Source organism: Clostridioides sp. LIBA-2809, assembly GCF_056688965.1.
This window is the reverse complement of record NZ_CP197004.1, coordinates 1,521,692-1,534,190: the sequence shown is the minus strand read 5'-3', so window position 1 is coordinate 1,534,190 and position 12,499 is coordinate 1,521,692. Positions and strand designations below refer to the sequence as shown.

Annotated in this window: 12 protein-coding genes and 2 pseudogenes; 5 read left to right on the top strand and 9 right to left on the bottom strand. The window is 27.0% G+C overall.

Annotation, left to right across the window (positions count from 1 at the left end):
* Nucleotides 1-24 precede the first annotated feature (24 nt).
* The 5 genes and pseudogenes from ACTG44_RS07380 to ACTG44_RS07360 all read right to left on the bottom strand — a co-directional run.
* Nucleotides 25-123 (bottom strand): annotated as a pseudogene (locus ACTG44_RS07380) (transposase); the annotation flags it as partial.
* A 696-nt stretch (nucleotides 124-819) separates the two neighbouring features.
* Complete coding sequence (locus tag ACTG44_RS07375) at nucleotides 820-1,392, bottom strand: DUF4145 domain-containing protein (RefSeq protein ID WP_479918477.1); 573 nt, start codon at nucleotides 1,390-1,392, stop codon at nucleotides 820-822.
* 19 nt (nucleotides 1,393-1,411) lie between these two features.
* A complete protein-coding gene (locus ACTG44_RS07370; RefSeq protein ID WP_479921521.1) occupies nucleotides 1,412-2,167 on the bottom strand; it encodes a DUF1835 domain-containing protein in 756 nt (251 codons plus the stop codon).
* A 113-nt stretch (nucleotides 2,168-2,280) separates the two neighbouring features.
* Nucleotides 2,281-2,712 carry a hypothetical protein gene (locus tag ACTG44_RS07365; protein WP_479921520.1) on the bottom strand — a complete coding sequence of 144 codons (432 nt, stop codon included), beginning with the start codon at nucleotides 2,710-2,712 and terminating at the stop codon, nucleotides 2,281-2,283.
* Nucleotides 2,699-2,929, bottom strand: coding sequence for a helix-turn-helix transcriptional regulator (locus ACTG44_RS07360; RefSeq protein WP_021384155.1), 231 nt, complete (start codon nucleotides 2,927-2,929; stop codon nucleotides 2,699-2,701). The genes ACTG44_RS07365 and ACTG44_RS07360 overlap by 14 nt, the downstream gene beginning before the upstream one ends.
* Before the next feature lie 421 nt (nucleotides 2,930-3,350).
* Between ACTG44_RS07360 and ACTG44_RS07355 the strand changes: the two genes are divergently transcribed.
* Nucleotides 3,351-4,706, top strand: coding sequence for an MATE family efflux transporter (locus ACTG44_RS07355; RefSeq protein ID WP_021384141.1), 1,356 nt, complete (start codon nucleotides 3,351-3,353; stop codon nucleotides 4,704-4,706).
* A 108-nt stretch (nucleotides 4,707-4,814) separates the two neighbouring features.
* Here ACTG44_RS07355 and ACTG44_RS07350 read toward each other — a convergent pair whose 3' ends face one another.
* Entirely contained in the window at nucleotides 4,815-5,483 is a 669-nt protein-coding gene (locus tag ACTG44_RS07350; RefSeq protein WP_044213136.1) for a diphthine--ammonia ligase family protein, read from the bottom strand.
* A 73-nt stretch (nucleotides 5,484-5,556) separates the two neighbouring features.
* Nucleotides 5,557-5,985, bottom strand: a complete 429-nt coding sequence (locus tag ACTG44_RS07345) for a DMT family transporter (RefSeq protein ID WP_479918475.1) — start codon at nucleotides 5,983-5,985, stop codon at nucleotides 5,557-5,559.
* A 152-nt stretch (nucleotides 5,986-6,137) separates the two neighbouring features.
* On the opposite strand from ACTG44_RS07345, the gene ACTG44_RS07340 reads away from it, so the two are divergent.
* Together ACTG44_RS07340 and mnmL are read left to right on the top strand one after the other, a co-directional pair.
* Nucleotides 6,138-6,686 (top strand): DUF308 domain-containing protein, encoded by a 549-nt coding sequence (locus ACTG44_RS07340; protein ID WP_479921519.1) that lies wholly within the window; start codon nucleotides 6,138-6,140, stop codon nucleotides 6,684-6,686.
* 120 nt (nucleotides 6,687-6,806) lie between these two features.
* Nucleotides 6,807-7,742 (top strand): tRNA modification radical SAM protein MnmL/YtqA, encoded by a 936-nt coding sequence (mnmL, locus tag ACTG44_RS07335; RefSeq protein ID WP_021384118.1) that lies wholly within the window; start codon nucleotides 6,807-6,809, stop codon nucleotides 7,740-7,742.
* A 233-nt stretch (nucleotides 7,743-7,975) separates the two neighbouring features.
* Here the strand turns inward: mnmL and ACTG44_RS07330 are convergent, their stop codons facing one another.
* Complete coding sequence (locus tag ACTG44_RS07330; RefSeq protein WP_479921518.1) at nucleotides 7,976-8,920, bottom strand: DMT family transporter; 945 nt, start codon at nucleotides 8,918-8,920, stop codon at nucleotides 7,976-7,978.
* Between the two features lie 324 nt (nucleotides 8,921-9,244).
* Here ACTG44_RS07330 and ACTG44_RS07325 point away from each other — a divergent pair, with 324 nt between their 5' ends.
* Nucleotides 9,245-10,687 carry a sigma-54 interaction domain-containing protein gene (locus tag ACTG44_RS07325; RefSeq protein ID WP_479921517.1) on the top strand — a complete coding sequence of 481 codons (1,443 nt, stop codon included), beginning with the start codon at nucleotides 9,245-9,247 and terminating at the stop codon, nucleotides 10,685-10,687.
* Between the two features lie 199 nt (nucleotides 10,688-10,886).
* Nucleotides 10,887-11,470: pseudogene (locus ACTG44_RS07320) on the top strand (zinc dependent phospholipase C family protein).
* Nucleotides 11,471-11,661: 191 nt separating this feature from the next.
* Here ACTG44_RS07320 and ACTG44_RS07315 read toward each other — a convergent pair.
* Nucleotides 11,662-12,441, bottom strand: a complete 780-nt coding sequence (locus tag ACTG44_RS07315) for an HAD family hydrolase (RefSeq protein WP_479921516.1) — start codon at nucleotides 12,439-12,441, stop codon at nucleotides 11,662-11,664.
* Nucleotides 12,442-12,499 lie beyond the last annotated feature (58 nt).

Genomic DNA, 12,499 nt, shown 5'->3' with positions numbered 1-12,499 from the left:
TTTGTATTTTCTGATACAGTAACAACTAAATATATTAATTAAATCTTCTTCAATTTCATTTGTTAATACTGTATGTCTATATTTTACACACCATGTTATATGGTATTGTACTAAATATACATATCTGAGTCACTTCAATTTTTCATCACCATCCTAATATTAACAAGTGCAATTTTTTTAAACAAGTATTTTAAAGGTTTTTATATTTATTTTTAAATAGCATATGTAAGAACCGTAAGTCTTAACTTTTATCATTTTTGAGGTTGTCGTTCACATAAGTTCGCTACTACCTATGCAGTTCTCTTATGAACTTCTTACACTTTCATGCAAGCGCAGACTATATCTTATCCTTCGGCATTATCCGTTAAGGTCTACCCACTACCAATAGCTTGTAGTGTACTTCCCTCAAGAGGAATAGTCGTTGAAGTTTCTCCTATTCGGAGCTTACCTGCTGATTGCCCATTTTAAAGTACTTAGGGTTTAACCTTATACCATCTAACCAATTTTTTCTACTTTCGTAACTTTCACACTTAGGTTTATTTCATCCTTATGTTTTAGTTTGGTTAGCTTTAGGGGTTTCCAGCAATTCAAGTAGTATTGGATAGGTTATATCCTATCTCTACATATAAGTTTCCCTATATGCTGACTATTTTAGCTACTAACTCACGACTTAAAGTCACGAGTATGCGTAGCTATTTTTTAATCAATTTTTTTTACTTCCATTCAAATTAATCCTCTCTAAACTTAAATAAGGCTTTTTATACTGTACACATTTATAACAAAATAATTCATTTTTCCTTAAAATACATCTAGTCCCTATTATTCTGCCATAGCTGGAAATTCATAAACTATCTTCAACAACATTTCAGTGAAAATTAATGTCTTCTTAGCATCTTCCTCACTTACAATACAAATTTCATGAGTAGCTTCATTCCCTATTTTTCTTATTTGGTTTACCCATTTTTTAGAATTAGGCAATATGTAATTCTTTTTATCAAGCCATTCAACATAAAATATAAATGTCTTATTCTCTTCAGCACCTAAATGTACTGCTACATTCATTAGTAACTTTCTGCAACATAAAGCTACTGATGTAAATGCATTTACACTAAATGAATTTCGAGCTTCTTCATATAAATTTTCAACATCTTTATTATTAATATGTAATACATCATTCCCAGCTTTAGACATTGGATACTGCCTATTGTCCTTATCAAAATACGTTGGATTCCCACAACTAGGACATAAATATATGCTTATTTCAACCTCTTTTTCTGGACTAGTACGACAAATACCTTCATAACCTTTTTCGCTTCCTACGTAGCAACCACAATATCCACAAGTGTAGTTTTTACCTGACAACTCATTGTCTATTCCTTCCCAAAAATTCACTGTCTTTACCCCCAAAACCTTAAATTTTTCTTATTTCAGTATCAGAATACATATCACCTTCACTGCCTTTAATTTCTACTATTTTTAAATTTGACATCTCCATTATCCTCCAAAGTATAAACCAATCTTTGGCATGCATTTCATCTTCAAACATAGAATCTGCAACAGCTTCAATTAAAGGTCTCCATTTATCACTAATATTTCTTAATATATATTTATCAAAATAAGTTTCTTCAACACTTTTAATTTCTTCCTCTACCAATGCTCTAAAAATAGCATTTTCTTTAACTAATACATTCCATTTATTTTTAATTTCCAGCTTTTCATTAAAGCCAATTTCTGATGCTTTATTTAAAAAGAAATGAGAATCTTCTGGAACCATTTCACTGGTAAACGAATATTTAATTAGACAATCTTCTTCCTTTTTTTCATCTATTAATACAATTTTTATACTTTTATCTTGAAACTTACTAACTACATAGTATACACCACATAAATCTTTTTGGTTATTTGCACACCATATTATTATATCTCTATGTTTTGCTAATTTTCTATCTTCTAGTAAATTTGGCTTGAATAGTAACTTAGGATTATTTTCAAGGTCAGTTCTAATTCTAAAAATATTTTCTCTTAATTCATAATTATTTACATCTGAAATATCACCTATTGATAAATCATCTTCAAATACTACGATTTTATTATGTGGTATTAACTTTAACTTCATTGCTTCTTTCAATATGTAACAACAAACATCATCAAAACATATGTGTGCCATATAATTCACCTCTTTGTAAAACCAATAATTTATTTTATTATAATATATAAACCGCACTTGTTAAACAATTCTAAAGTATTATAGTATTGTTTTTAGAGTTAATTTACATATTTCTATTCATGTTTTTCATAATATAGGTACAAAATAAACTTTATAATAATATATATCATGCTTAGAATTGCTGTTGTAATAAAAATAAATATATACACTATATTTTCTGTTAAATAATAAGATAAAAAGCCACATATGCTAATAATAGTTGTAATCCAAAATATAATATTTCCACACTTAGCTTCACTTTTTAACTTTATAAAACGATTTCTTTCATCCATAGATTCAATCCTATCTTCTTGTGCAGCTTTTTTAGAAAATGCACGAATAAGAGCTATAATCCCAAACAATAAAATTATTATAGAAAATACAACATGCTTAATTTGCAGTGTTAGCCAATCCTCAGGGTATATAATATCTTTTGTCAAACTACATATTCCTAATATTGTAGCCAAGACACCAAAAGTAAAACCTTTTTTATTATAAATTTTCATATTGTTTATCCTCCAGCACCTTATTTTCTTTCAGATAGCATAAATCTTCTACTGTTGTACCAAATATCTCTGAAATACGATAAGCAAGCATGAGCGAAGGAGTATACAGTTCTTTTTCTATAGAAATGATTGTCCTCTCAGTTACATAAACTAAATCAGCAAGTTGTTGCTGTGTCATTCCAATGGAAGTTCTTAATATTTTAATTTTAGTCTTCATTGAATACTCCTTTTTATACAATATAAAGTTTATTTTATTTAAACAGATACTAGCATAAAAGTTATTTCAGAAAGATTGGGCTATGCAGATATAAAAATAACTATGAATAAATATTCTCACTTATTAGATAAAATGGACAAAGAAGTATCTGAAAATATAAGCAAAATACTATTCAAATAATGGTCAGTTAAATGTCAGTTAAAGTACTTTTTTTCCTATTTGTCAGTTAAATGTCAGTAATATATATAATAGGATATACTTATAAAACGCTTAAAATCACTATGATTTAATAAAATCTATAATTATTTACTATTTGCTGTTGACATTGGTACTATACCATAGTTTATCATTTATACTAGAAATAAAATTATTAATTAATAGTTTAATATTTTTATAATAGATTTACAAGGAGTGGTAATAAATGGATACTAAAATATCTATAAACGAAAACATGAGCCTAGGTAAGAGGTTTTTTAAATACCTAGCACCATCTGTAGTTGCAATGTGGGTTTTCTCATTATATACAATGGTTGATGGAATATTTGTAAGTAAAGGAGTTGGTGAATTAGCTTTAGCTGCTGTTAATATATCAATGCCTTTTATTAATTTTATATTTGCAGTTTCTCTGTTATTTTCAACTGGTGCATCTACTATAATTGCAATTTATCTTGGCAAGAAAGATATTAAATCTGCAAATGAAGTCTTTTCATTCAACTTAGTATCAATAATTATATTATCTATAATTATTTTAGCTATAACTTTTTTTAACTTAGACAGACTAGCATTATTTTTAGGAGCTACAGAGTCCACAATTGGTATGGTTAAAGATTATCTAGGAATAATAATATTTTTTAATGGCTTCTTTATAGTATCTTACTCTCTAGAAGTTATAATAAAAACTGATGGATTCCCAATATTAGCTACTGTTGGCGTAATAATATCTGCTCTTACAAACATCGTACTTGATTACTTATTTGTCATTGAATTTGGATGGGGTGTAAAAGGTGCTGGTATCGCCACAGGTTTATCTCAAGTCTTTTCTACTATTTTTTTCTTGATACATTTTTTAAGAAAAAACTCAACCTTGAATTTTTCAAAATTTAAAGTTGATTTCAAAACACTTAGAAAAATTGTATTTATAGGCTTCCCAGATTCGACTACTGAATTAAGTTGTGGTATAGTTGTCTTACTTTTTAACTTGAGTCTTACTAAATATATTGGTGAAAGTGCTCTTATCTATTACAGTGTTATAAATTATATAAATACATTGGTACTTATGACTATGATGGGTATAACTCAGGGTATGCAACCACTTACTAGTTTTTATTATGGTGCAGGGAATATGGATAATGTAAAAAAATTATTAAAGATGGGAATAAAAGCCACAATAATAGCATCAATTTCTGTATTTGCAATTTGTATGGCTTTTTCAGGACCAATAGTTTCTTTATTTATACACCCAGAAGAAACAATACTATTCAATGAAGGAATTCGTGTATTTAAAATATTCTCTATATCTTTCCTACTTGTAGGAATTAATGTAATAATTTCTGGATTCTTTGTTTCAGTAGAAAAACCATCAATTTCTACTGTTATATCTCTTGGTAGAGGACTTGTAGTAGTTGTTCTAAGCCTAATTTCAATGATACTAATATTTGGCGGTCAAGGAATATGGATGACTACTATTGTTTCAGAATTTATATGCCTTATTTTATCAATAGTTTTCCTAAAAAAGAATTATTCTACATTAGACTCTAATCTAAATAAGGTTGCTTAAAGAATATTATGTAAAATATATAAAATAAAAAATACCTATTATACAATCTTGCAAATATTAGACCTTTGCAAAAACTAGGATTATATAATAGGTATTTTATTTATGTAATTATTTTATTTCTAAATATCCATAACCATCTTTTGTTGAAGTTCCTTTTACTTCATATTCTACAGGTTTTTCAAATATTGGACCATCTACTACAAAAGTATGATATTCTCCATGTTCTCCACATGGGTCAGCACCTGCATCTTTTATCTTTTTAACAAGTTCTCTAGTCAATTTTTCTCCTAAGAATTCCTCTCCTAGATACTTTAAATTTACTTTTGTTACAATACTACAAAACCCACTGTCTATAAATTCATATACTAAATTTTCTCGACTCTCTTGCCACAATGGTAAACTTACTTTCATACCAACTGCATCACATCTATCGGAATCCCATTTTCTATGACTTTCTATGTCTATATCTCCATATGCACATATTGTTGCTCCCATATTTTTAGCTTTTATTAAAGCTCTCTCAAAACTCTCTTCGTATCCTTCTACGCCACACTCAGCAACTAATAAAGGTAATCCTATATTGCTACTTACTTGTTTAAGCATATTATATTCTAAATTATGCGTCCATGATTTTCCATGTTCCTCACTTATAGTTGTCAAGAGTGCCACAGGCTTATATCCTTTTTTCAACATTCGATTTAATGCTAATATACTATCCTTACCACCACTAAATGACATTACAAATTTTTCATCAGCCAATTCTAACACCTCTTTCATCTAACTTTGTTTTGTTACCATAATTATACCAAATATCTAAGTTGCATAGCAAATTATATAATACTTTAAATTACTAATTTACTATAAAAAATGTCCCTAATATTAAAAGTATAACACCTATGTACTTGTATAAATGCATTGTTTCTTGTCCTAAAATCACGCTATCAATAAAAAATCCAACTAGAACTTGAGATACAAGTGTTAATATAATTGTATTTGATACACCTAAATTTGGAATTGCTTTTACTGTGAAATATATTATTAATCCACCAAATACTCCTCCTAGCAATAACTTATAGTTAAAACCATTTATAGACACCAAACACTTTAAATCTCCTGTAACTATTATACTTACCAAAAAAAATATTGCCCCTACAGTTAAGCTTATAAATGTTGCAACTAATGCTGTTGTACTTTTCCCTAGTTCTCCATTTATAAAGGCTTCAAGTGCAGTAGACCCACCTGCTAATAATGCAAATATTATTGCCCATAATTTTGTCATGGACAAACCTCCTCCTATATAATTCTATTAATAAAAGTTTATGATACAACCTATCAATTAATTACTAAGTATAGTTTAATTTTTATACTTGATGACTTTATTTGAATATAAATTTCTGTTATAATTGTTCTATTGATTTTGGAGGTGATTTTATGTACACAAATTTTAATATCGATTTTAATAACTTTAATAAAAAAGAAAATGCTACTAAATTTATGTTAATGGGAGTATTACTCATCGTTTTAGGATTATTATGCCTTACATTTAAGACATTAGGGATAAAATTAATTTCTTGGACTTTTGGTATTGCTCTTTTATTCTTTGCATATTTAAATCTAAAAAATATCAATGAATTAAAAAGATACGCTACTAAAGAAGAACTTAAGTCATCTACTAATGTTCAATGGATTCTAATAATTGCATGTATATTACTTTTTATATTTCCTCAAAAAATACAAAGTATATTTTCATTATTTTTAGGATTTTATTTAATATTTAATCAACTAGTAGCACTTGTAAATAGCAAGAATAATACATATTCTAAATTTACAACTTGGAATATAATTAAGACTCTATTTGGTGTATGCCTTATCTTGTCTCCTCTTTTTTTATCTAGATTTATAGTATCGATAATGTCCTTTTTCATAATATTATTTGGACTAGTTCTATTTTTCTCTGGAAATAATGCAAGAAAATATTAATTATTTTCTTGCATTATTTTTTATATTACTTAAAATAGAATTTGTTTAAGTCATATATTTATGGTAATATGTTTTTTGTACAAATTGAGTGTACAATTTTATTAGAAATAGGTGATTACTTTGGATAAATTTAAATATGCTTTTGATAATAAAAGATATCATACTTGGAATTATTATCTTAGAAATACTTTTGGAGAAAAAGTTTTTAAGGTATCAATAAATGCAGGGTTTACTTGCCCAAATATTGATGGAAGTATTGGTTATGGCGGATGTACCTATTGTAGCAAGGAAGGTTCTGGTGACTTCGCTGGCAACCCTAAAGATAATCTTATTAGTCAATTTTATAATATAAGGGAAATGATGTTAAAGAAATGGCCTCATGCAAAATATATTGGTTACTTTCAAGCATATACAAATACGTATGCTCCCCTTGAGGTTTTAAAAGAAAAGTATGAGACTATATTAGAACTTGATGACGTCATAGGTCTTTCAATATCAACAAGACCTGACTGTTTGCCAGATGATGTTGTAGAATACTTATCTGAACTAAATAAAAGAACTAACTTATGGGTTGAACTTGGACTTCAAACAATTCATGATTCTACATCTAAAATTATAAATAGAGGACATGATTATAAATCATTTGTTGAAGGTGTTGAAAAATTAAAAGCTAAAAACATAAAGGTTGTTGTACACATTATAAATGGTCTTCCTGGCGAAGATTATAATATGATGATGGAAACTGCAAAGGCTGTTGGTAAAATGGGTGTAGATGGCATAAAAATTCATCTATTACATGTTATAAAAGACACTCCTATGGAAAAGATGCTACAAAATGGCATGCTAACTCTTATGGAACAAGATGAATATATAAATCTAGTATGTGACCAATTAGAAATACTTCCTGAAACTATGATAATCCATAGACTTACTGGTGATGGCAAAAGAGATGAACTAGTTGGGCCTTTATGGAGTCTAAAGAAATGGGAAATTTTAAATCAAATTGATGATACCTTGAAGGCTCGAAATTCTTATCAAGGTTGCAAGTTTTTTTAATGATGTATACTTATTACACATAAAACAATATCAAAAAAATAATAACTATAGAAAGTGTTATGTAAGTATAATTCTCTCTATAGTTATTTAGTATTTATAAAACAATATATTAATTTATATAGTATAGTAAAAAATTTAATTTATATTTCTAAATTAACTACAATTACCTATAATTTTATGTAACATTATTAATTTCAGTATTTTTAAATCTCAATATTTTTAAATCTCTAATTCTAAATACTTTCTGTTTTTTCAATCTGCTTTAACTTGTTGGATTTACAAAACATTCTTATTCCATCATAAGAAAGATTAAGTGCTACTACTGCTGATATTAGCATCAGCATTACCCCAAATAGCTTCCATAAAGAAAAATTTTCTCCTAATATAGTACAGCCAATTATTACAGAACCAACTAGCTCTACTGATGCCACAACACCTGCAACAGATAACTCTACTCCCTTAGATATACCTGTTGCATAAAAAATATATGCAAGTGCTGCTGGTACAATACCTAACATTAGCATACAAGATAGAATATTTAAATCTTTGGCATAATACAATATCTCCCAAGGTCTAGCAGATGGAATCATAAAGATAGCTCCAAATAAGAAACTGTACACTAATATTGTAGAACTTGAAAATTCTTTCAAAGCATTTTTACTAATAGTTGGCATAAGTGCATATGCTATTGCTGATAATATACCAAGTAAAAGTCCAAAAGCACTTAAATTTTGAAAATCTAAACTTCCACCAGTCACCGCCATAACTGCACCCATAAAACAAAAAATAAGTGAAATTACTTTACTTCTAGTAATACTCTCTTTATAACAGATTTTTGAAAATACTGCTAAAAATAATGGTGAAGTATATAATAAAACTGCTGCTACTGACACACCTACAGTTTCAATTGCTTTAAAATAACATAAGTTAAACATAGCTTGACATATAATACCTATTATTATTGAATATATGATTCCCTTCTTACTTATTTTTAAAATATGTGGTGTCCTTATAGAAGAATATACTCCTAAAACTATAAATCCAAAAAACAATCTTGTAAATGCTACCTGTTCTGATGTTAATCCATTTCCCATTAAAAACTTTCCAAATAATCCAAGTGTAGCCCATAATATTCCTGCTGTTGCTATAAATACATACCCTTTACTTTTTTCTCCCATTTCAAATTCCCCTCTAATTTTATTTAAGTCAATGCACATAGTTTTTGTTAAGCAAAAATTATGCCACTTTAATCCAATATATATCGACACCAAAAACCTAGTATTTTCAACAACACTGATAAAATTTCAATTTTTTAATATTTGTTTCATATACATTTTAAGTTGATTTAGACTTGTTTTAATTGTAAAATGAGTTATATATAACTTATTTAAAGTTAAAATAGACTGAAACTTATATATTATATAAATATTAAATTTTAATTATATTTAGTAAATTAAACCTATTTTAATATATCATTAAGAATTTAGGAGGATAACAAAAAAATGGATTTGAATTTAGAATTAGATTTGGAGTTTTACCAAAAGATATTAGAAGCCTCTCATGACGAAATATGTGTATCTGATAATAAAGGAATAATCATATATTGCAATAAAGCATTTGAAGAAAATTATGGTCTAAAAAAAGAAGATATTTTAGGAAAAAATGTTTCTTTTTTAGAGGAATCTGGATATTCAACAAAAAGCCCCATACCAGTTGTATTAAAGACAAAGTCTAAATTTTCACTAGAACAAGATACTCAAACAGGAAAAAAGCTCATTATAACTGCTACCCCTATATTTGATGAAAATGGAGACTTAGAATTTACTGTTGAGAATTGTAGAGATATAACTGAACTTAATAATATAAAGAATAAACTTGAAGATACAAAAAAACAAGTAAAAAAATATAAATCTGAAGTGGAAACATTATATAGAACTGCTCTTAGAATTGAAGATACTGTAATTATGGATGGACTGGTTATGAAACCAATCATAAATACAGTAAATCACGTTTCTAAAACAGATGTAAGTGTTCTTCTTTTAGGAGAATCTGGGACAGGGAAAAGTTCACTTGCTAGATATATACATCACAACAGTAATAGAACTAATGGACCATTTATAACTATAAATTGTGCGACTATATCTCCACAACTCCTTGAATCTGAACTTTTTGGATATACTTCAGGTGCTTTTACAGGTGCAAGTACCAAAGGTAAAGTTGGACTTGTAGAATTAGCTGATGGAGGAACTCTTTTCTTAGATGAAATAGGAGATATACCACAAAATTTACAGGCAAAATTTTTGCAATTAATACAAGATAAAACTTTTACTCCAGTTGGAAGTTTAAAAAATAAAAAAGTCGATATAAGAATTATATCTGCTACAAATGCTGATTTAATTTCAAAAGTAAAAGAAAAGAAATTTAGAGAGGATTTGTATTATAGATTAAATGTTATAGAAATAAAATTGCCTCCTCTTAGAGAAAGAAGAGATAATCTAGTAGAGATTATAAAATATTATTTTAATAGGTATTCAAGTGACTTTAATCTAAATAAAACTATTTCCAAAGATGCCATAGATATTATTGCAAATTATAGATTCCCAGGTAATATAAGAGAATTACAAAATATAATTCAAAAAATCTTACTTACCTGCACAGATAATCATATAACAATAGATGATTTACCACATATCCTTATAAAAAATGTAAATATTGACATTAATGAAAATAAAATGAATATATCTGACATTAATAAAATTATAAAGTCTAATTCAACATCCATTGATTATAAGAATAAAAATTTTGATACCTTAATTATGGAGTATGAAAAAAATATAATTTTGGATAGTTATGAAAAATTTGGAAGTTCTTATAAAGTAGCTAAACACCTTGAAATTTCACAGTCTAAGGCTAGTAGGTTAATTAGAAAGTATACTAATACTTAATTTTAAATTTGATAAATAAAAACTTAACACTATTTACATATTGTAAATTTGGCCATTTACTGGTATTATGAATATGGTTGAAATTATTTAAATAAATATGATTGACTTAGTTTCATATATTTACCATTAAACTTTTATCATAAATATCATATCATAATAATATATTTAATAAGTCTAACAAACTATACGAGGTGTAAATATGTTAATGAATACTCATTTTATTATGGCAAAATCAATACTTGATAATATAGATGAAAATAAAACATTCTTTATAAGTGAAAAAAACTTTATATACGGTAATATAAAGCCAGATGCTTTTTCTAAATATAAATTAAAAAACATTATTTAGATGAATCATTTAATATGATTCTTTCTAAGATAAACTATTTGTGCAGTCTTAATATAGATAGTCTTTCTAAATATTTTTCAGTAAGCAGACTTAGCCAAGAGTTAGGAGTTATATGTCACTTTCTGTGCGATTTTTTCTGTGTAGCTCATAGTGAACGCTGGGAATTTAAGCATAGTTTAAATAAACATGTCACTTATGAAAGAGAACTTGGATCATTCGCAAAAGATGTTGATTTGTCTAAAATTAAAGGTACTACTATAAATAACGGTTTTGAGAAATTTTTTACTAAACTTTATAATGAATATAAAAAGAAAACTGATTATATGAATGATTTAAAGTTTTCAGCTTATACATGTAATAGCGTTATAAATTATATATTAGATGCTATTTTATCTAATACAATAAAATCATATCACATAGCAAATTGTGGTTAATTTAAGAACTTTTAAACTTATAATTAAGTATAATCAAAATGACTGTTCTATAGAATATAAAAGATAATTTTATAATTCTTTAGAACAGTCATTTTTTATATTAAATAAACAAATCTCTAAAATTGATTACTTAATAGATTTGTAGAAAAATATAACTTATTAATTTTTTATTAACTATATAAATCTTGTATTTAACTATTTATCTCCATTATAACATCAATAGCACTTTTCACACTATCCACTATATAATTTGCACTTTGTTTTACTTCTTCCCTCGCTTTGGACATTGCAAAACTGTATTTAAATCCTTCCAACATGCAAATATCATTTGGAGAATCTCCAATAGTAGCAACCTCATCTGGGCTTACATTTAAAGTTTTTATTACATGTTCTATACTTCCTCTTTTTGATACACTTTTAGGCACTATATTTAAAGTATATGTTCCAGAAAAATATATTTCTAATACTTCACTGAACTCACTTTTTAGATACAATTCTATTCTAGATAACTCTTCTAAATTTTCAGAGCATACCCCTATATTTCCTATAAGATTATCAAAACTACTTCTTTTCTCAAAATCAGGGTCAACTATAAAATCACTAGAATAGTGTCTAAAGGCAGTCGTATCACTACCTACGATTACATCACCCTTATACTTAAAGTACAATTGTGCATCACTTGACTCAAATCTATCAATAACTTTTCTCACTAGATTATCGTCTATAGTTCTTTTAAAAATTACATTATAATCTTTATCATGTATAAATGAACCATTTTCACATATATAGTATCCATTCATATCTAAATTGCCTTTGATAATATTACGAGCCTGTTTAAATATTCTACCTGTAGCAACATTAAACTGCACTCCCTTTTTTTCTACTTCTTCAATTGCTGATATATCCTTTTTTGTTATAGTTCCATTTTCGTATAGAGTTCCATCTAAATCACAAAATATATGTTTTATCATAAATTAAAAGCCTCCAAAAATGATTTTATATTATACTAATGCTTTAAATATATCCAGT